This window comes from Collinsella sp. CLA-AA-H167, assembly GCF_040095305.1.
Taxonomy (GTDB): Bacteria; Actinomycetota; Coriobacteriia; order Coriobacteriales; family Coriobacteriaceae; genus Collinsella.
In genome coordinates, this window is sequence record NZ_JBBNGA010000010.1 from 21,221 (window position 1) to 41,755 (window position 20,535).

Annotated in this window: 13 protein-coding genes; 12 read left to right on the forward strand and 1 reads right to left on the reverse strand. The window is 58.9% G+C overall.

Translation table 11 applies throughout. The annotated features are described in order from the left end of the window. Positions 1-143: 143 nt before the first annotated feature. The 9 genes from AAAT03_RS07080 (at position 144) to AAAT03_RS07120 (ending at position 13,969) form a co-directional block, all read left to right on the forward strand. Positions 144-2,000, forward strand: coding sequence for an ABC transporter ATP-binding protein (locus tag AAAT03_RS07080; RefSeq protein ID WP_124786618.1), 1,857 nt, complete (start codon positions 144-146; stop codon positions 1,998-2,000). After that, complete coding sequence (locus tag AAAT03_RS07085) at positions 2,001-3,860, forward strand: ABC transporter ATP-binding protein (protein ID WP_117779380.1); 1,860 nt, start codon at positions 2,001-2,003, stop codon at positions 3,858-3,860. A gap of 126 nt (positions 3,861-3,986) precedes the next feature. Then, the gene (gene bilS, locus AAAT03_RS07090) at positions 3,987-4,538 is read left to right on the forward strand and encodes a flavodoxin family protein BilS (RefSeq protein ID WP_349103008.1); all 552 of its coding nucleotides are present in this window, start codon (positions 3,987-3,989) and stop codon (positions 4,536-4,538) included. 657 nt (positions 4,539-5,195) lie between these two features. Further along, complete coding sequence (locus tag AAAT03_RS07095) at positions 5,196-5,753, forward strand: signal peptidase I (protein WP_055251909.1); 558 nt, start codon at positions 5,196-5,198, stop codon at positions 5,751-5,753. Between the two features lie 71 nt (positions 5,754-5,824). Next, the gene (locus AAAT03_RS07100; RefSeq protein ID WP_349102966.1) at positions 5,825-6,514 is read left to right on the forward strand and encodes a hypothetical protein; all 690 of its coding nucleotides are present in this window, start codon (positions 5,825-5,827) and stop codon (positions 6,512-6,514) included. 93 nt (positions 6,515-6,607) lie between these two features. After that, positions 6,608-7,255 carry a hypothetical protein gene (locus AAAT03_RS07105; RefSeq protein WP_349102967.1) on the forward strand — a complete coding sequence of 216 codons (648 nt, stop codon included), beginning with the start codon at positions 6,608-6,610 and terminating at the stop codon, positions 7,253-7,255. Between the two features lie 3 nt (positions 7,256-7,258). Further along, complete coding sequence (locus tag AAAT03_RS07110; protein ID WP_349102968.1) at positions 7,259-12,697, forward strand: hypothetical protein; 5,439 nt, start codon at positions 7,259-7,261, stop codon at positions 12,695-12,697. Between the two features lies 1 nt (position 12,698). Next, positions 12,699-13,268 (forward strand): hypothetical protein, encoded by a 570-nt coding sequence (locus AAAT03_RS07115; protein WP_349102969.1) that lies wholly within the window; start codon positions 12,699-12,701, stop codon positions 13,266-13,268. Between the two features lie 2 nt (positions 13,269-13,270). After that, entirely contained in the window at positions 13,271-13,969 is a 699-nt protein-coding gene (locus AAAT03_RS07120; RefSeq protein WP_349102970.1) for a hypothetical protein, read from the forward strand. 704 nt (positions 13,970-14,673) lie between these two features. Here AAAT03_RS07120 and AAAT03_RS07125 read toward each other — a convergent pair. Beyond that, complete coding sequence (locus AAAT03_RS07125; protein ID WP_349102971.1) at positions 14,674-16,974, reverse strand: sulfatase-like hydrolase/transferase; 2,301 nt, start codon at positions 16,972-16,974, stop codon at positions 14,674-14,676. Between the two features lie 214 nt (positions 16,975-17,188). Between AAAT03_RS07125 and AAAT03_RS07130 the strand changes: the two genes are divergently transcribed. The 3 genes from AAAT03_RS07130 (at position 17,189) to AAAT03_RS07140 (ending at position 20,490) form a co-directional block, all read left to right on the forward strand. Further along, complete coding sequence (locus AAAT03_RS07130) at positions 17,189-18,049, forward strand: nitroreductase family protein (protein ID WP_349102972.1); 861 nt, start codon at positions 17,189-17,191, stop codon at positions 18,047-18,049. A 157-nt stretch (positions 18,050-18,206) separates the two neighbouring features. Further along, positions 18,207-20,234, forward strand: a complete 2,028-nt coding sequence (locus AAAT03_RS07135; RefSeq protein WP_349102973.1) for a KUP/HAK/KT family potassium transporter — start codon at positions 18,207-18,209, stop codon at positions 20,232-20,234. Between the two features lie 61 nt (positions 20,235-20,295). Next, positions 20,296-20,490 (forward strand): hypothetical protein, encoded by a 195-nt coding sequence (locus AAAT03_RS07140; protein WP_195404556.1) that lies wholly within the window; start codon positions 20,296-20,298, stop codon positions 20,488-20,490. The last annotated feature ends 45 nt before the right edge of the window (positions 20,491-20,535 follow it).

Here is a 20,535-nt window from a genome sequence, read left to right on the forward strand (position 1 = left end):
CGCCGCTGACCGGGCGTGCGCACCTCTCCGCTTCTCTGGAAACCGAATCCCATTAGAAATGACGAGTTGTTTACGCTTCTTTTGGGCTCACCGTACTATCATGATTCGAATTGAGTGTGAATGATGATAGGGAGCGCCCTTTTATGATTGAGCTGCTCAGGCGTTTTGGTGGCAAGTTTCGACGGTATATGGTGATTGGCCCTGCGTGCAAGCTGATCGAAGTGATCTTTGACCTGCTGACGCCGCTCGTGATTGCCCAGATGATCGATAAGGGCATTGGCTCGCACGACGTGAACGCCGTCGTCCACTACGGTATGGTACTTGCCGCCATGGCCGTGATCGGCATCTCGTTTACGCTCGTCTGCCAAAAGATGGCGGCGCTCACCTCGCAGGGCATGGGTACCGACATCCGCGGCGCGCTCTACGGGCACATCAATAAGCTGAGCTATGCTGAGCTCGATCGCTTTGGCACGCCGTCGCTCATCACGCGTATCACCAACGATGTCAACCAGGTGCAGCTAGCTGTGGCGCTGGGCGTGCGCATGCTCATCCGCTGGCCCTTCCTGGCGGTGGGCTCCATGGTCGCGGCCCTTGCCATCGACCTTAAGCTCGGCATCATCTTTTTGATTTGCACGCCCGCCATCGGCCTGGTGTTTTGGTTTGTCATGGCGCGCTGCATTCCGTACTACAAGCAGCTGCAGGCAAAGCTTGACCGCATCGCGCTCATTTGCCGCGAGGGGCTTTCGGGCGCCCGCGTGGTTCGCGCCTTTGTGCGCGAGGACCATGAGCGCGAGCGCTTTGCCCAAGCGGCCGATGACCAGGCACATACCGCCATCGCGGTGGGCAAGCTTTCGTCAATCCTTAATCCCGTCACGTTTTTGGTGATGAACCTGGGCGTGTGCGCCATCCTGTGGGTGGGCGGCATCCAGGTCAACGTGGGCGAGCTCACGCAGGGCCAGGTCATGGCGTTCGTCAACTACATGACGCAGACCCTGACCTCCATCGTGTATGTCGCCAACCTGGTCGTGGTCTTTACCAAGGCGAGCGCCAGTGCGTCGCGTATCAACGAGGTGCTCAATTGCGAGCCGAGCATCACCGACGAGGACAACCAGCCGGTTGCGCTGCCCGAGCCGAGCGACCTGGCGGGTGACGCTGTTCCGGTCTCCGCGCTGAGCTTTGACCATGCGAGTTTTTCGTTTGGCACGGGCGCCGCCAACGCCGTCAATGACGTGACCCTGGAGCTGCCGCTGGGCAAAACGCTCGGCATTATCGGCGGCACGGGCAGCGGCAAGTCCACGCTCGTTTCGCTTATCCCGCGCCTGTACGATGCGAGCGCTGGCAGCGTGAGCGTGATGGGCGCCGACGTGCGCACTTGGCCGCTCGACCAGCTGCGCCATGTGGTCGCGACCGTCCCGCAGCGCGCGTCGCTGGTGAGCGGCACCATCCGCAGCAACCTGACCTGGCGTGACGAGTCAGCGACCGACGATGAGCTCTGGGCGGCGCTCGATATGGCGCAGGCCAGCGAATTCGTGCGCAACAAGCCGCAGGGGCTCGATGCCCCGGTCGAGGCGGGCGGTAAGAACTTCAGCGGTGGCCAACGCCAGCGCCTGACCATCGCGCGCGCCTTAGTGGGCTCGCCGCAGGTCCTGATCATGGACGACTCCGCCTCGGCACTCGACTTTAAGACCGACGCGGCGCTTCGCCATGCCATCCGCGAGCGCAGCGTGCGCGGTGCCGCCGAGGGCGGGCTGCCGCTCACGACGGTCATCGTGAGCCAGCGCGTCTCGACCGTGCGCGATGCCGACATGATCTGCGTGCTCGACCACGGATCGGTTGCGGGCCTGGGCACGCATGACGAGCTGTATGCAAGCTGCCAGCTCTATCGCGAGATTTGCCAGTCGCAGCTGCGCCGCGAGGAGCTCGAGGGCCAGCAGGGGAGCACGGTGCCCGCGTCCGCCCCGACTGCCCCTGCGCCTACTTGCTCAAAGGAGGGTTGCTAGATGAACCCGTATACTTCTTCCGGTTCGGTCGCCACGATGACCGCTAATGTGTCCGGCAACGATAACCTCAACGACCTGGGCGACGGCCCGCGCCAACCCGGTGATCCCGAGCGCTATCCCGTGGGCGCGGTGACGCGCCGCCTGCTGGGCTATGTTCGCCCGCACCGTATTTCGTTTACGGCGTCGTTTGTGAGCGCCGCCATCTCGGTGATCTTGCAACTCTATACGCCCATCCTCATCGGCGAGGGCATCGACCTTATCGTTGCCGCCGGTCAGGTGGACTTCGACGCGCTGCTGCCGCTCGTTACCAAACTCGCGCTCGTCGTGGTGGGAGCAGCGGCCTTCCAGTGGCTGCAGGGCTACTGCGTCAACCGCCTGTCCTACGAAACGGTGCGCGACATGCGCGTGGAGGCGAGCGATAAGCTCAGCCGCATGCCGCTCAGTTTTATCGACGGCCATGCCCACGGCGACCTTATGAGTCGCGTGGTCAACGACGTCGACCAGGTCGGCGACGGTCTGCTGCAGGGCTTTACCCAGCTCTTTACCGGCGTTATCACCATCGTTGGCACGCTCGCGTTTATGCTCTCCATCAACCTGATCATGACGCTCGTGGTGGTGCTCGTCACGCCGCTTTCCATTTTTGCAGCCGGCGCCATCGCCAAGCTTTCCAACAAGAGCTTTACAGCACAGCAGCGCATCCAAGGGCAGCTCGGTGGTCATATCGAGGAGTATGTGGGCGAGCAGAAACTTGTCGACGCCTTTGCCTACGGTCCGCACGCTCAGCAGCGCTTCGATGCCCTCAACGCTGAGCTCTACACCGCGGGTGAGCGCGCGCAGTTTATGGGTTCGCTCTCCAACCCCGGCACGCGCTTTATCAACAACATCATCTATGCCGTGGTCGCTGTGATCGGCTGCGTGGGCGTGATCACGGGCGTGCCCGCGGCGCTCACGGTGGGCGGCGTGCAGATTTTCCTGTCCTATGCCAACCAGTACACCAAGCCGTTCAACGAGGTCACCAACGTCATTACGCAAATTCAGACCGCGTACGCCTCGGCGCGCCGCATGTTTGCGCTGCTCGATGCGCGCGAGCAGGAGCCCGACGCGTCGGACGCCGTAGAGCTCGCCGCCCCGAAGGGCGAGGTCGCCTTTGAGCATGTGGACTTTAGCTACGTGCCCGACCGCAAACTGCTGCAGGATATCTGCATCGATGCCAAGCCCGGCATGCGCTTTGCCCTGGTCGGTCCTACGGGCTGTGGCAAGACGACGCTCATCAACCTGCTGCTGCGTTTTTACGATATCGATGCTGGGCGCATTGTGGTGGACGGGCGCTCGTCGCGTGACTACACGCGCTCGAGCCTGCGCCGTGCCTTTGGCATGGTGCTGCAGGACACCTGGCTGTTCGAGGGCACGGTGGCGGAGAATATCGCTTACGGTTGCCCCGATGCCACGCGTGAGCAGATTATCGAGGCCGCCAAGCGCGCGCACGCGCACAAGTTTATCGTGCAGCTGCCAGGCGGCTACGATACGGTCATCGGCGAGGACGGCGGCACGTTTAGCCAAGGTCAAAAACAGCTGCTGTGCATCGCGCGCGTCATGCTCACCGATCCGGCGATTCTGCTGCTGGACGAGGCGACGTCGAGCATCGATACGCGTACCGAGCTGCAGGTACAGGCGGCATTCGACGAGCTCATGGCCGGTCGCACAAGCTTTGTCGTGGCGCACCGCCTGTCGACGATCCGCAACGCCGACTGCATTCTGGTCATGCGCGACGGCCAGATTATCGAGCGCGGCACGCACGACGAGCTGCTGGCGGCAGACGGCTTCTATGCCGAGCTCTACCGCAGCCAGTTTGCCCAGTAAGCACGGTCGTGGGGCAAATTAATCAATCGACAGAAGGTGGTTTACATCTGTCACGTTAGTACTAAGATATTCATCTAATAAATTGCATTAGTGGCTTTAGTTTTGGGGAAACGAGGCAACGTGACTATGACGTGCTCTTTGGTGGTCAACAGCAAGAGCGGTAATACCAGGATGGTTTCGGGCGCGATCAAGCGCGCTCTGCAGGCTGCGGGTGTTGAGTTTGTCCATGCCGCGGCATTGAGCGACGATGCGGATGCAGATCAGGTTGCGCTCGAGGCGCAGCGCGCCTGCGCGGCCGACACGGTGCTCGTCGGTTTTTGGTGCGACAAGGGCGCGTGCACGCCTTCGGTCGCGGCGTTGCTCTCCGCCTTGCACGGCAAGCGCGTGTTCCTATTTGGCACCTGCGGCTTTGGGGCCGACCAGAGCTATTATCAGCAGATTATCGACCGTGTATCGTCCAATTTGGCCGAGGATGCCGAGCTTGCGGGCTGGGCGATGTGCCAGGGCAAGATGGGCCCCGCGGTCAAGCAGCGCTACGAGGCCATGCTCGAGCAAGATCCCGACAACGCTCACTTCAAGATGCTGCTCGACAACTGGGTTGCCGCAAAGGACCACCCCACCAAGGAGGACCTGGACAACATGGCCGCAGCTGCCAAGAAGGCCGTGCTGGGCGAGTAGCTTCGCCGTTCGCGGTCCTTCGTGCAAAACAATACAAATGTGAAAGCCTCGAAATTCTCGAGGCTTTTTTCTTAACACGGGGGTGCGGAAGCTGTGCCCCGGAATTTGCCTTTGGAATGGGATGTGGTTTCCGGTTGAGAGGCTCTGTGGAAATTGCATCTCAGTATTCGGTCGAGAAACGGGATGCGGTTTCCCAACGGGGCCGCAAGCGGAAACCGCATTCCACTCCGGACGCGAATTCTGGGGCACGGCTTGCTGAGGGTTATGGGCTGCGAGCGATATGTGGCAGCATAAAACTCCAATAGGAGGGGTTAAAAATAAATGGTACATCCAGCAGTTAATTTTAATGTGGGGGGGGGTATGATTCTTTTGGTTGCGCATAATATCAAACCCTCTATTAATGAATTGCGTAGGGATTAGTCACAGATATTGGATAAAACAGACTAATTTGGGGATAAATGACCGCTTACGTCAAAATAAGTAGCATTTAGCGACAAAACATTGAAAAATATGTAGCACATCGCTATGTTTTTATTACGAAAAGCTTCCAAATTGGCTTATTTCGGACTCACTTTTCAATCGCCTTGCGGTTCCTGTTGAAACTTGCTGACCTTTGGATGGGTCGAATAAGGCCTCGATGGGGATGAATTAATCATTATGGCGGCGCGCGGACTCAAACGATTTATTGCACTTCTTAGCAGCATGGCGCTCGCGCTTGTCATAGCCCTTGCCGTTGTTTCTTTTGCTCCCCGCGCATTTGGATACACGCCTTTTGCAGTGCTTTCGGGCTCTATGGAGCCCGAGCTTCCCGTCGGCTCCATGGTGTTTGTTCGCCAGGTTGATCCAACGGATATTGCCGTGGGCGACAATGCAACTTTTTACCGATCCGACGGCGCCGTAGTGACGCACCAGGTGTACGAGGTCGACCCTGTGGCGCAGACGATCAGCACGCAGGGAATCGCAAACAAAAATGCAGATGGAACCATCATGCACGACGCCGAGCAGACTCCTTTTTCGCGCGTGATCGGTGTCGTTTCTTTTTGTGTCCCTTACCTGGGCTTCGTTAACGCATATTGCACGACGATGCCCGGTTTGCTTGTTGTGGTGGCCGTTCTGGCGCTGCTGGCCGCGGCGTCGATTGTGCTCGATCGGATGGTTCCCGACGAGCCTGCGGACAAGCATGCCCGCGCGCATGCGAGGGGGCGGCGTCCATAGCGGCAGGGGAGAGGTGTCGGCAACGGCAATGGCCGTTGCCGGGGAAAACGATTCTCGAAAGGAAGAGAACGATGGAGAACAAGAGGAAAAAGCGCTACGGCATAGTTGCCGCCTTGCTGTTGCTGGTACTGGCTGCCGGCGTGGGCACCTACGCCTGGCTGACGGCGCAGTCGAGCCTGACCAACAACTTCACCACTGCGGGCATCAACAAGCCCACTACCGATCCCGACCATCCGAATCAGCCGCTTCCGGATGATAACACTAAGGTCAACGGCAACCTGACCGAGACCAAATGGGTTAAGGGCTCTAAGCTCGCCCCTGGCGTGTCTGTACCCAAGAATCCTAATGTCGGTATCGGCAAGGGATCCGAGGATGCATATGTGTACGTTTTCGTGAACAACAAGACGGCGTCTGCCGGGACCGCTGATTTCAAGACGACTTACTTCACCATTAACTCTGGCTGGAAGGCCGTTGATGCGACCGCCGTTGAGGGCGAGCCGACTCATTATCTCGGTGGCCTTTTCGTTTATGTTGGCGAAGGAACCGAGGCTACCCCGCTTATTGCCAGCAAGACTGATGATAAGTGGACTGGCGAGCTGTTCAGCCAGGTGACTACTCCCAAGGACACCGAGCAAAAGGATTTCGCCAATCCTGCCACGATGGATGTCAACTGCTTCATTTACGCAGCAGACAATACCGCTGAGGGTTCGTCTGCGTCTGCCTTGACTGCTGCCACGGATTGGGCTAACGGCCTGAAGTAATCCCACCCCCTCCACCGAGATCCCGGCCCGCTCCCCATCCCCATTTTCGGGTCGGGATCTCGGTCTCCCTTTGATCGACGATTGGCGAACGTAATGCTCAACAATCTTTCCGACAATCAGAAACGCACCTTGGCGCTTGCCGCGATGGCGCTGTTGGCCCTGACGTGCCTGTGTGGCACGCTGGCTTTTACCGTTGATATGGTTCCGGCGAACAACGTCCTATCGTTTGGCAGCGTGAAGGTACGAGTCTGCGAATACACCCTAAACGAGCAGGGCGAGGAGATTCCGTTTGAGGCCGACGAGCGCGGCGACTATCCCGACACCGAGGCCGGGGGCTCTGACATCAGCCGCATTGTGCGCGTGGAGAACGCCGGCGCGCAGCCTGAGTACGTTCGCGCTCGTCTGCGCATGACGTCGGTGGCGCCCGACGGTTCGAGTGCGGACGCCTCGGGCAACGTCGCCTTTCACGTGAACGCGGGCGAGGGGTCCCCGTGGATCGATGGCGGCGATGGGTGGTACTACTACCGCGGATTGGCCGGATGCGGGGGCGTGCTCGATTCCGGTGCCATGACGGAGAGCCTCATGGACTCGCTGCGATTTGTGGGCGACTACCACGATGCCGCGCGCGGCGGCTCATACAGGCTCGATATCGACGTCCAGGCCGTGCAGGCCAAAAACCAGCAGGCAAACGATACCGTCCTCGACGTGCTCGACGTCGTGGGCTGGCCGGAGGCGAACTAGCCCATGGAGATTAAGAACAGAAACCGAGGCGTGCTCGGCAGGCTGATCGCTGTGGTGGCAATCGCCCTTTGCTGCGTTGTAGCGCTGCCGGCGGCAGCGCATGCCGAGGATCAGACCGAATTCCATATCACAAACAGGAACGACTTCCTGGCGTGTGTCGCGCTGTCGCGACAGCGCGACACGTCGCAGTGGATCGTCTATCTCGATAACGATATCGTTCTTAACGATGATGATATGAACGCCATTGTTGAGGATACGGTCAAGCACCTCTCCTTTGGCAACAAAGAACATCCCTTTAAGGGCGTCTTTGACGGTCAAAACCATACCGTGAAGGGCCTGAACTACGAGAATAAGGTCTTGGATCCCGAGCGCGATACGGGCTTTTTTGCCGAGACCGATGGCGCCACCATCAAGAACTTCCTGGTCAAGGATGCCAACATCTGGGCTGACTTCCGCGGCGGCATTATCGTGGGCAGGGCGATCAAAACCCACTTCGAAAACGTTATGGTCATGGAGAGCACCCTGCACGTTACGTGTGCCAACAACATGCTCAATGTGATTACCAATGCGGGTTTTGAGGGGGGCCTGATTGCCGGCGAGCTCGACGGTTGCACCCTCTACAACTGCGAGGTCCGTGGTGGCCGCGCCGTTAACAACACGACTTCGGGCGTACAGGCAATCGGTGGCGAGGGCCTGTATATGGCGGCGTTTGCCGGCTACGTTAAGAACTCGACCATCGAGTATTGCCGCGTGACGCCTACGCGCAAAGAGAATGGCTCGATTGCCGAGAAGGGCATGACCGACGTCACCAATAAATACGATGTGGCCATTGGCGCCCTGGGCGGCAACAACGTGTACGCCTCGGGTTTTGTGGGCTGCATGGCAGAAGGCGCTAAAGTCATTGACTGCTTTTCAACGGCGAAATGCTATAGCTATGCTGCTTCTTACGTGGGCGTTGTCTCCGTAACGCGCGCTTGGACGGGCGGTCTTGCAGGCCGCATCTTGTCTAAGAGCGGTAATGAAATCACTCGCAGCCATTTCGCCGGCGATTTGAGCTCGCGCCAGTACAACCCCATCGCCGTGATCCCCATTATTCAAAACGACGTGAACCTGGGCGGTATTGCTGCACGCGCTAATGCGGGTGATGCGACTATCACTGATTGCTACTTCAAGCCCAGTGTCAGCCTATCCGGGTTTAGTCAGGGTACGGCAGCCAAGAAGAAGATTTACGCCCTTGCGGGTGATGGCACGGTATCCGGTGCCGGATTCGGTCCTTGGGACGACGAACGCTACGTCACACGTGAGCTGTGGGAGCAGCATGATTACGACTTCTGTGCCGGCACCATGCGCTCGACTGCTAACGATGCGTATCTGAATGACTCACACCCCAATGAGTGGGCGATGGACTACAAACTGAATATTCCCGTGCATGGCCAGAGCGTTAAGGCGACGATTGATTTTCCCGGTGCAGGCATCGCGACCATCGAGGCAACCAAACTCGGTATTGATCAGGCGACCTCGGATCCGTATACCTTTGCCGTGAGTGCCGTGCTGGCGGGAACGGCCCAGGGCTTGGCCCAGGGCGATACGTCGGTAACGTTTAAGCAGGATACCTCCGCAAAGCCTGAGGGGCTGAGCGAGGAGAACGGCGGCTACCGTTTTATGGGCTGGTTCCGCGAGCCCGATGTGCAAGTGAATCGAATTGGACAAGACAACAGCTGGTTTGACGGCAAGACCGATGCCGATGCTGTGGCTGCTGGCAAGCAGGTCCAGAAGAGCGAGTTGCACGACGAAACGTCAACCTATACTGCCGATAACGCGAAAGGGGCCAAGGCTTTTGAGGGCAATGACCTGTTTATCGCTTCGTACGAGGCACAGGTGCTGTTCTATAACGTTAAGGGCGAGACGCTTGATTGGAAAACCGGTGCTGCGCACGGCAAGTCAACTGATTGGTACCGCTATGGCGTGGGTTTGACGCCCGCTGCCCCCGCGGATCGCGGCAACTTGAAGCCTACCGCGACATTTATCGGCTGGACCACGCAGCCTAGCAGCGAGGCGGGGATGAATGGTGGCTATGCCGCCATCACCTCGACTCAGTTAGCCGAGCTTAAAAATCAGGGAGCTTTTTATCCTGCGGGTAGCGAGATCACGGTTGTCCGTCCTACCGACTTCTACCCGGTGTACAGCGACTACGTGTCGAACATCATAACGGTGTTCGAGGGCAATGAGCAGGACACAACCGACGATAAGACTCTGCGCGACGGTGTGGGCAAAACCAATGTCGACGTCCAGACTACCGAGGACGGCACCAGCGTCTACACGGTACAGGTGTGCAACACGGAAGGTACGCCCCTGTCCAATGGCGGCAAGCTGCCCGATGGCTATCGCTTCTTGGGTTGGTATGAAAACAAGGGGACCGAGGATGCTCCGCTCGAGGTGCGCGTAAGCCGCGACCCCAGCTACACACTCCCTGCCGATGTCGATCTAACTGTGCCACATACCTACATCGCCCGCTTTGAGTACCGAGTGGATTATTACGTTCGGGCTTATACCAACCATGAGTTTACGGACAGCAAGCTACTTTGTTCCGTTTGGAATCGCTATCAAACGCCCTTTGAGGAAAACGTCGGTAGTACCTTCGTGCGTGAAAACGTCGTCCACTGGGGTCCGGAGCATGTTGACCACGGCATAAAGGATAGTTATGACGGAACGTGTGAGACGCGCTACACGACGAAAACCCTTGTCGTGAGTCCCCTTAACGCGTACTCGCACAACGTTAAAAACGATACGGGAGCCGATACTCTAAAAAACCTCTATGCCGATACTGATTTTCCAGGCGCTGCAACGCTAAGCGATACTTGGACTTCGGCTTCGCTGAACGTAACGGCCAAACTGGTGAATGATCGCTATCGCCTGAATTTCTGGACGCTTGAGCGCGATGGTGAATATTGGACATATGTGAAAAATCCCATCGAGAGCATAGTGCGTACAGATAAGAAGTACTACGTTCGCGCGATGATTACCACGGACGTTAATTTCTACAACAAGGGCGATAATGTCGTGAGGACTGCCACGCGGCGCTATGAGAGTAACTTGCTGCAGACCAAGGTGAACGGGGCGGATCCGACGTTCACGTATTACTACCCGCATGTTAATAAGTCGGTTAAAGTGGCCGAAAAACCAGAAGATGGTGAGAAGGGATCGTATGAGAGCCCCCTGACCCTCGAAGCTTCCCCGACCGATGCCGACATGGCCGTGCCGGGCTATAAGTTCCTGGGCTGGATTTCGACCGCCGAGGTCAAGAAGGATTCTGCCGTCTGGAAATATATCTATGATGTCGCCAACGACCCCTATGTGACGAGCGATCCGGAAAAGGCGGCGCCATACTTGGCGACGGATGACTCCAAGGTCACCCAGTGTCAGGATGCCTATCCCGTCTACGCAAAGTTCGACGTCAACTACACCACCAACCTGCACCGCGCCGGTTTTAATGGCACTTCCGAGGTGAATGTTCCTAGGTATGACATCGCCCCTAATCTCAATGCGGACACCGATCCTGCCACGGCAACGGTGATTCCTGATATCGAAACGACGGTATACAAGTCCGGCGGCGAGTTATACAAGCTGAATAAGGTCGAAATCGAACTCCCGAACGGTGAGGTTAAGGAGCTCGAATCTGACGGCAATAACTCGTATACCTATCCCGTGGAGCCCGGCAAGCCCTATACGTTTGTGGCCTACTACACGCCCATCGCGGTGGTGTATCACCTGAACGATACCGATATCGATGGCAAACTCGCGCAGGAGGACGATACGCTCGGCAGTCTTAAGGGCGGCATGCCACTGCCTACGTATAACGTCGGCGATATCGATGCTGCAACGGGTGCATACAATACCTTCGTGGGCTGGACGGAAGTTAAGCCGGTAACTGGCAGCGGTTATATCGTTTGGTCGGACGGCGTTTCCATGGTGAATAAAAACACGGTGGTCAACGCCCCCATGGAGCTGTACCCGGTCTACCGTGCGAGCGCGGTAAAGGTCCAATCGAATATCGATAACAATCTGGATAACCCCGATTCCGTGCGTTTTCTTTCGCGCACCGACTCGGGCGATCAAATATCGCTGGAAGTAAGAGCTACAGCTGAGGTTGTCGGCAAGGATGGCACCAAGTACGACTTTGTCGGCTGGTCGCGTGACTATACATCCGATGGCAACTACACCCTGATGACCGATGAGGAGAAGTATCCCCTTGAGGGTAATGAGCCCTTTAAGAACGTGACCTACACTGCGGTGTACAAGATTGCGCCGTATAAGGTGCACTATCACGGTATCGACGGGTCGGTCATCTTTACGGCGACCGTCGACTCGGGCGATGAGCGCGCACAAGACGGCAAGTCCGGTTTTATCCACACGGTCGATGTCCCTAAAATGGACGAGAGCGGCAACCCCGTGATGGAGCAAAAATCCGTGGCATATGACCCGGATGCCCACTCCAAGATCGTTGCGCTGCTCGATGAGCAGGCGGCCGCCAATGGCGATAAGCGTGAACTCTTCTTGGAATGGCGATATGTGGGTGCCGAAGGTGCTGCGGAGGCTTGGGATACGTTTAAGGACGAGCCGGTCAAGGGAGATATGGACCTGTATCCCGTGACGTATCGCGTGGTTGCCAACGATACGTCTGATGGAAAGCCCGAAAACATGACCGCGCAGCTTAAGTGGCTGCTCGATCCTTCCGCCGCCAACACCGTCGACGACGCCGCCGATAAGGCGCCGTTTAAGGTCTGCTTTGCCGAGCCGTTTATGGGGACGCAACTGACTGTTACGGTGAAGCAGGCAAGCTACGGCCCTGATACGGAGGGCGTTACTGCGGCGGAAGTGCCCGTAAACGACAAGTTTGTCTCGCTCTACAGTCTGGGTTCGGGTGGCGGTTCGTTCGATCTGGCCAACCGCTTGGAGTCCAAGAAGACGGGCGAGGGTGATCAGGGTGACGGCAATGCCGTGTTCAACTTTGCACAGACTCATGCGCTGACGATCGTTAAAAAGACTACCGACGCCAGCGCAATGGGGCAAACGTTCCGCTTTAAGGTAACGCGAAAGGCGTCGGAGGGTTCTCCTGTCGAGACGCGCATGGTCGAGGTAAAAGTTAGCGAGAAGCGCTCCGAAAACGGTGAGGTCTGGTATGTCGGCAGTGTGCAGTTTGCCGTGCCGGCTGGCATCTATACCGTCGAGGAGGACACGGCTTGGGCGTGGCGTTACGAGGACGAACTGAGTACGCCGGGAAAGGCGCCCGGTAAATCTGCCGAGTTGACCATCTCGTCTGCATCGAGCGTGGGCGACACGGTGGTGACGTGCGTCAACACACGTGCGAAAGACAAATGGGTCGATGGTGGCTCGCGTGCCAAGAATGTTTGGGAAAACGGCACACTGAGGAGGGAGGACTAGGATGACTAAGCGTAAGCGGATTGTCGCCCTCCTTGTCGGCGCTCTTCTTTTGGCTGGCGCCGCCGGCACCTTTGCGTGGCTTTCGGTTACGGGTGTGCTGGTCAACGAGTTTGGCTTTGGTACGGTGACGCCCACGGTAGACGAGAAGCTCAATAACAACGTGAAGAGCGACGTTGCGATTGCAAACACGGGCACGGCTCCGGCATATCTGCGGGTCGCGGTGGATATTTACTGGCAGGATCAGAATGGCGCCCGCCTGTGGGATGAGCCGGTTGCCGGCACCGACTACGACATTGTGTGGGGCAGCGTGCGCGATGCATCCGCTTCCAACAACGCCTCGTCTTGGGTCGTCGCGTCCGACGGGTACTACTACTGGACGTCTCCTGTTGCGCCGATGACCAAAACTGACGTGCTCATCAAAAGCGTGACTGAGCAGAAGCTGGATGGCAAGAACCTGGTCGTGGACATCTCGACCCAGGCGATTCAGTCCACGCCCGAAGACGCAGCTACAGAGGCATGGGGCTGTACGGTCAAGGATGGCGTGCTGGTGCCGCCGCATGGAGGTGCGTAAGTATGGCTTCTCCGATTCGTAAAGACGTTGTGTGTTCCCTGCGCTGCGTGATGGCGGCAATCGTCTGCCTTATCGCGCTCACCGTTCCTGCCCGTGCGTTTGCTGACATTCCCACGATTGCCTATGACGGAAATGCACGCCAGCTAACGGTATCGGGAGCGACGGACTCCTCGGGGGAGCCCGATCTGTTTCCAGCCTTTAAAGATTTAATGCCCGGCGATGTACGCGAGCAACAGATTGGGGTTCGTGCCACGGGTGTAAAGTCCCAGGTACGTGTGTTTGTGCGGGCTGTTGTCGATCACGAGACGGCACATCTGCTGTCGCCCATTACCCTAACGGCGTCGGCGGCCGATGCGTCTGCCGGTTGGCTCCAGACGGGAACGCCGGGCAGCGTGTTTGCCTATCCCACGCAGGTCGCAACGTTTACGAGCGATGGCAGCACGGTACTCAATTTGCAACTAAGTGTCCCGACGTCGGTGGGCAACGAGCTTGCCGACGCAAACAAGGCAATTCGCTGGGAAATCACCGCCGAAGACGATGGCGAGAAGATCCCCGTACAACCTGCTGGCAGCAAGAAGCCCGGCTTGCTTGGTCTGGCGGCAACGGGCGACAACACGCTCGCTTTGCTTTTGGTGTTGCTGGCGCTTGCCATCATCGCTTTTATAGCCGCGCTTCTTTTGTCCCGGAGGAACAAGCGCTAGGTCCATCTTCTAAACGCAACGCCCTCCTGGGCGGCGGGCACGAAGTTCCCTGCTCTACAGTCCTGCGCAAGACGAAGGCCACATTAAGTGGCCTTCTTTGCGTGCGGAACTCGCGATGAACTTCGTGCCCGCCGCCCGGGAGGGTGTCTCTTTATTGATAGAAGGCCTAATAAGCTGATGATTTCATGCCTGGATGTATACGGAGTGGGACGGGCTTTCCGGATGGGCGGGGTTTCGGAAAGTGTGTCCCAGAATCGGCGCTCAGAGTGGTCCCCACTTTCCGGGTGACGTCTTGTCCGGAGACTATGTCCCGGAATTAAGGCTTGGAATGGGATGCACTTTCCGGTTGAGAGCCTTAGCGGAAAGTGCGACCCGGAATTTACTCTTGAAGTGGGATGCGCTTTCCCAACAGACTCTCAAGCGGAAACTGCGTCCCATTCCGAAGGCAGATTCCGGGACACACTTTCCGAATACAAAGAAGGCCACTTAATGTGGCCTTCAACTTATATATGTTCAGCGGATACTCCTATGACAAGCTGCGCTCCAACAACAGGGCGTCTGTCCGGGCGGAGGCATATAAGGTTCATCGCGAGTTCCGCACGCAAAGGAGGCCACTTAATGTGGCCCCCGTCTTGCGCAGGACTGTTTGAGCAGCAGACCTTTCCCGCGCCTCCGTCTGCCGCCGATTCGGGTCCCCGACCCCGTTACTTGATCTTGGTTGTGCCCGGCGCCAGGTTGGGGTCGGTCTCGTTGGCCTCGGTCTGGAAGTGCTCCGTATAGACGTTCTTGCCGTCGCGGAACATCTCGTAGTACTGCATCTTGGCGTAATCCTCGCGCGCCTTGGTGGCGGCAGCGGCAGCGGCGTCGTCACCGGTGACGTTGGAGGAGAGCGCCCAACGCAGACTGGCGTCCTCGTAGCCCACGGAGTTGATAGCGGGCAGCGACTCGCGCAGCGTCATGTGCGCTTTCTGGTAGTCGGTCAGCGGGGCGCCAATCAGCTGCATAAGCTGCGTGGACAGGTAGTTGGTTGACAAGTCGTCGACCTCGCTCGTCTGGTCGCAACCGGCAACGTCGTAGTTAGCCCAGATGATGTAGTCGGTCTGCCACAAGCGTTCCTGGTGGGTGGCGTCGTCCTCGCCGGTAAACCACTTATCGTTGAACTTGGACGGGAAGAACGGCTGATGGTCGCCCCAGAACACCACGACCACCTTACGGTCGAGCTTGCTCAGGGCGTTGAGGAAGTAGCGCAGCGCCTGATCGGACTGCTCGATGCACGAGACATACTCGTCGACATCGGAGAGCGTGCCGTCCTCGACGGTCTTGGCGTCCAGGTCGGTCGTGTCGATGTTCAGGTGCATCTGCTTGTCGACCGGCAGCAGGCCCGTGTCGTAGCCCGAGTGGTTCTGCATGGTCACGTCGAAGATGAACTGCGGGTCGGCGTTCTGGTCGAGCAGCTCAAGAATCTTGTCGTAGGTTGCCTGGTCGGTCACCATGCCGCGCAGGGTATCGGCGCCCTGGAAATCGTTGATGGACAGGAACTGGTCAAAGCCAAAGTCCTTATAGACGTTCTCGCGGTTCCAGTTGGTCGCGTGGTTGGGGTGCATGGCCGTGGTGGAATAGCCGAGCGATTTGAACTGCTCTGCCAGGTTCCCGGTCGTTTCCATGTTGTAGATGGTGTAGGGGTACACGCCCGAGCCCAGGTTGGCCATGGAGTTGCCGGTCATAAACTCAAACTCGGTATTGGCCGTGCCGCCGCCGTAGGCGCTCACGTAGAGCTTTCCGCGGCTGAGGCAGTTGGACAGGTTCTTAAAGTACTGCGGACCTTCGTAGCCGGCGCGCATGTTCTGGTAGATCGACAGATCCGAGAACGTCTCGTTCATGATGGCGATGACCGTGGGCTTCTCGCTGTCGAACTGCTCCTTTGCGGCGGCGCGCTCGTCGCTCTTGGCCGCGTCGGACTTGTCGTAGGCCTTGGCGTACTTTTTGAGCGTGGCCTTGGCATCGTCGACGGAGTAGTCGGCGGGTTTGGGCGGCTTGATGGACTGTGCCGCACTAATAAAGGCAGGCAGGTAGCCCTCGCGCCAGTAGCTCTCGAGCGGGCGCCAGGTGTAGACAGTGATGCCGAGGGTGTTGTAGTAGTCGATGAGCGTGACATGCGCGGTCACGCCGCCCAGGCACAGCACCGCCACGAGCAGGTTGGTGAGCAGCATGCGCTTGGCGTTAGCGGCGCCCTTCTGACGGTGCGGCGCGACCAGGCCGGCGTACTCGCACAGCAGCATGGCGATGGCGGTAAAGCCCATGGACAGCACGCAGAACAGCGAGATCGAGAAGGTGTAGCCGTTGCCGGCGACCGCGGCGGCGGTGGAGATGGCCGAAAGGTCGCCCGGCTGGATGGGCATGGATTTAAACGTGATGACGAAGAACTCGGCAATGCCCAGGGCAAAGAGGGCAAAGGCCAGGACCGCGGGAGCTGCGCCGTGGCGCTGGAATAGGAAGAACAAGCCGACCATGAGCACGGTGATGATGGCCCATTCGAGCAGAATGCACAGGGGGTAGACCCAGGTAAAGTCGTGGTTGGACGAGACCTCCATGCCCAGCAGCGCAAAGACGCCGGCGAGCAGCAGGCACAAGACGGCGGCGACGAGCGGTTTGCCCACAAAGGCTCCGCGCAGGCGGGCGAGCTTGCCGGTGGGGACGGGGGCATCGGACCCGGCGAACGCAAAGACGCGCGGGGCGATGCGGTCGCGGGCAATGCTGGCCCAGGCGCATCCGGTAAGGATGGCGTTGGTCAGGATGAGCATCACAAAGGCGAGCGGCTCGTTTTGGGCGACGAGGCCAATGGCGCCCCAAATGGTCAAAAAGAGCTGGAACAGGCCGAAGGCGACACTCCAGGCGATGGCGCCTTTGGCGACGGTGCCCGACTGTGCGCGAATGGCCTTGGCCTCGCGCAAGACAAGGTAGACGGTCGCCGCAAGACCGACGAGCGAGATGGCGGCAGCGAACATGCTGAGACTCCTCACAAACTTAAAACCTACGAAAGCGGGGGTTTACCCGATTGTTACCAAGATATGCGCTGCAATTGGTGGCTGCGCACAACAACCAGCCATATTAACGCGCACGTGTGGCGGTGTGGCGCAATGTAGTGGCGACCTGCGCGATAATGGACGGGAATTACACGGAAACGTAAAGGCTTCTTAAAGAAATGGCAGGGATAGGGCTATGAGCGAGCAGATGAGCGAGCAGGTTTGTGCGACGGCTGTGGATGTGTGCGGCTATCCGGTCGAGACTACGGGCAACGCGGTGCTGGACATTTTGGAGCACCGTTCGTCTACGCGCGCCTTCGCGCGCGATGACAGTGACCGTCCCGTAGCGGTGACCGACGAGCAGCGGGCGGCGATTTTGCATGCGGCGAGTCGCGCGCCATCGGCGGGCGCCATGATGATGTATTCCATCGTGAGCATTCGCGAGCAGGCTACGCTGGACCGTCTGGCCGACCTGTGCGATCACCAGCCCATGATCGCTAAGGCGCCCTGGGCACTTATATTTGTGGTCGATTATGCCAAGTGGATCGATCTGTTTGAGCACGTGGGCTGCTTTGAGCCCGAGTTTGTCGAGCGCACGGGCAAGGCGCCCCGCCGCGCGCCGGGTTTGGGCGACTTTGCCATCGCGGCCCAGGACGCCGTGATCGCTGCACAAAACGCCGTGGTTGCCGCCGAGGCCCTGGGGCTGGGGAGCTGCTACATCGGTGATATCGTCGAGAATGCCGAGGAAGTTGCCGAGCTGCTCGATCTGCCGCCCTATACCATGCCGCTGTCGATGCTCATCATCGGCACGCCCCGTAAGGAGCGCCCGGCAATCGCGCACCCCGTGGTGAACCTGGTGCACGAGGAGCGCTACTGCCGCGCGGATGCCGCGACCATGGACGCGCAGGTGGCCGAGATGGACGCGATGTTTCGCCCGCATGCCCGCGAGGTGGGGGAGCGCGTGGTGGATATCTACACCCGCAAACACACCAGCCCCTTTATGGCCGAGATGAGTCGCTCCATGGAGTGGTGGTTCAAAAACTGGCTCGGAAAATGACGAATGTGGCAAAGGGACAGTCCCTTTGCCACATTCCATATCGCGCGATGGCATAAAGGCCGTATAAATGTTTATCTAGCTGGGAAAACAGTGCATTAAAACATGGGCCGATTGCCTATAATCCCTTCGAACATTAAAGTTGGGAGGAAACCGGCTTATGGAACAAAAGGCCAAGGAGGCAGCCTCGCACGCTGCGATTCCTGTGAGCATCTCGGCGATGCTCGTCACGCTGGGCGTGGTGTACGGCGACATCGGCACCAGCCCTATGTATGTAACCAAGGCGCTCGTTGCCGGCAACGGCGGCATCGGAAGCGTTACGCAGGAGTTCGTGCTCGGCGCGCTCTCTCTTGTCGTGTGGACGGTCACGCTGCTGACGACCGTCAAGTACGTGCTGATCTCGCTGCGCGCCGACAACCACGGCGAGGGCGGTATCTTTGCCCTGTACAGCCTGGTCAAGCGTTGCGGCAAGTGGCTTATCATCCCCGCCATGCTGGGTGGCGCCGCGCTGCTCGCCGACGGCATCCTGACGCCGGCTGTTACCGTTACCACGGCCATCGAGGGCCTGCGCACCATCCCTGCGGTTCACGCCGTGCTCGGGGATGACCAGGGCCGCGTTGTCGCCATCACGCTCGCCATCATCATCGCGCTCTTCTTGGTGCAGCGCATCGGCACGGCCAAGATCGGTCACGCCTTCGGCCCCATCATGACGCTGTGGTTTTTGTTCCTGGGCGGCACGGGCCTGTTCTTTGTCTGCCAGTATCCCGCGGTGCTGCTGTGCCTCAACCCGTTGCGTGGCATCGCTTTTCTGCTGAGCCCCAACAACCATGCGGGCATCATGATTCTGGGCAGCTGCTTCCTGGCCACCACCGGTGCCGAGGCGCTCTATTCCGACATGGGCCATGTGGGCCGCGGCAACATCTATGCCACCTGGCCGTTCGTTAAGTGCTGCCTGCTGCTGTCCTACATGGGCCAGGGCGCGTGGCTTATCAACAACGCCGGCAACCCGGAGCTCATGGGTATCGCCGACCTCAACCCCTTCTACCAGATGCTCGCCCCGGGTCTGCGCCCCTTTGCCGTCGGCCTTTCCACCGTCGCGGCCATCATCGCCTCGCAGGCGCTCATCACCGGCGCATTCTCGCTGGTGTCCGAGGCCAGCCGCCTTGATCTCATGCCGCATATGCAGGTCTTCTATCCTGCCGAGACCAAGGGTCAGCTCTACATCCCCATGGTCAACAACGTCATGCTCGTGGGCTGCGTCGTCGTGGTGCTGCTGTTCCAGAACTCGGCGCACATGGAGGCCGCGTACGGCCTGGCCATTACCCTGACCATGATGTGCACGACAATGCTGCTCTTCTTCTATCTGCACGTGGAGCGCAATCTCAAGGTTGCTCCGTGGATCTTCGCGGCCTTCTTCCTTTTGCTCGAAGGCTTCTTCTTTGTGAGCTCGCTCACCAAGTTCTTCCACGGCGGCTATTTCACCATCCTTATGGCCGCGCTCATCATGGGCATCATGGTGTGCTGGTACAACGGCACGGCGGTCGAGCAACGTCAGTTTACGCTGCTGCCGCTGCGCAGCTATCTGCCGCAGCTCAAACGCCTGCGCGACGACGATCGCTACGAGCTCGTGAGCGACAACATCGTGTACCTGACCAAGGACACCAACACCGACTATATCGACCGCGATATCGTCTACTCCATCTTGGATAAGCACCCCAAGCGCGCTCGCGCCTGGTGGTTCGTGAATGTCGAGACCATGGACGAGCCGCATACCTTTGCCTATTCGGTCGAGACGTTCGGCACCGACTACGTGTTCCGCGTGCATCTGTACCTGGGCTACAAGATTAACCAGCGCGTCAATGCCTACCTGCGTCAGGTCGTTCAGGACCTGGCTGCTACCGGCGAGCTGCCGGCGCAGACGCATGACTACTCGGTCTATAAGGATCCGGGCAACATTGGCACGTTCAAGTTCGTCATGATCCGCAAGCTGCTGGCGCCCGAAAGCGACGTGGAGCCGAGCGAGCGCACGGCCATCACGCTCAAGTACATCATCCGCCGCGCCGCCGGCACGCCCGCGCGCTGGTACGGCCTGGAGAACTCCAACGTGAGCTTTGAGTACGTGCCGCTGTTCACCAAGTTCAAGGCCGTGAACAAGATGCAACGCCTGGCTCCCAACGAGCGCCCGTAGGCGCCGACAGGTTGCACGGAGTTGGTTTTCGATGGACAAGATTGGGGCCGGGGAGGCAAACATGGATGCAAAGATGCTTGATGGCCGCGAGGTGGTTGCCGAAGTGGTGCGCGAGGCACGCGCCGATGCCGCCGAAGATCGGTTCTTTACGAATCGGGCCAACATGGACATGGCCGATCGCGTGATTTCGGTCGTGGCGCTGGTGTTTGTCGCGGCGTGCGTGTGCGCACTGCTCGCGCACGCGCTGTTTGTCTAACGACCGCAGGCTGCAAAGGCTATACACTTGGAACCACCACAAGGG

Bases quoted from the DNA above. Each gene is read 5' to 3' on its own strand.
- AAAT03_RS07100 (WP_349102966.1), top strand. From the start codon at position 5,825: ATGGAGAACAAGAGGAAAAAGCGCTACGGCATAGTTGCCGCCTTGCTG.
- AAAT03_RS07110 (WP_349102968.1), top strand. From the start codon at position 7,259: ATGGAGATTAAGAACAGAAACCGAGGCGTGCTCGGCAGGCTGATCGCT.
- AAAT03_RS07080 (WP_124786618.1), top strand. From the start codon at position 144: ATGATTGAGCTGCTCAGGCGTTTTGGTGGCAAGTTTCGACGGTATATG.
- AAAT03_RS07115 (WP_349102969.1), top strand. From the start codon at position 12,699: ATGACTAAGCGTAAGCGGATTGTCGCCCTCCTTGTCGGCGCTCTTCTT.
- AAAT03_RS07105 (WP_349102967.1), top strand. From the start codon at position 6,608: ATGCTCAACAATCTTTCCGACAATCAGAAACGCACCTTGGCGCTTGCC.
- AAAT03_RS07095 (WP_055251909.1), top strand. From the start codon at position 5,196: ATGGCGGCGCGCGGACTCAAACGATTTATTGCACTTCTTAGCAGCATG.
- bilS (WP_349103008.1), top strand. From the start codon at position 3,987: ATGACGTGCTCTTTGGTGGTCAACAGCAAGAGCGGTAATACCAGGATG.
- AAAT03_RS07120 (WP_349102970.1), top strand. From the start codon at position 13,271: ATGGCTTCTCCGATTCGTAAAGACGTTGTGTGTTCCCTGCGCTGCGTG.
- AAAT03_RS07135 (WP_349102973.1), top strand. From the start codon at position 18,207: ATGGAACAAAAGGCCAAGGAGGCAGCCTCGCACGCTGCGATTCCTGTG.
- AAAT03_RS07125 (WP_349102971.1), bottom strand. From the start codon at position 16,974: ATGTTCGCTGCCGCCATCTCGCTCGTCGGTCTTGCGGCGACCGTCTAC.
- AAAT03_RS07085 (WP_117779380.1), top strand. From the start codon at position 2,001: ATGAACCCGTATACTTCTTCCGGTTCGGTCGCCACGATGACCGCTAAT.
- AAAT03_RS07140 (WP_195404556.1), top strand. From the start codon at position 20,296: ATGGATGCAAAGATGCTTGATGGCCGCGAGGTGGTTGCCGAAGTGGTG.
- AAAT03_RS07130 (WP_349102972.1), top strand. From the start codon at position 17,189: ATGAGCGAGCAGATGAGCGAGCAGGTTTGTGCGACGGCTGTGGATGTG.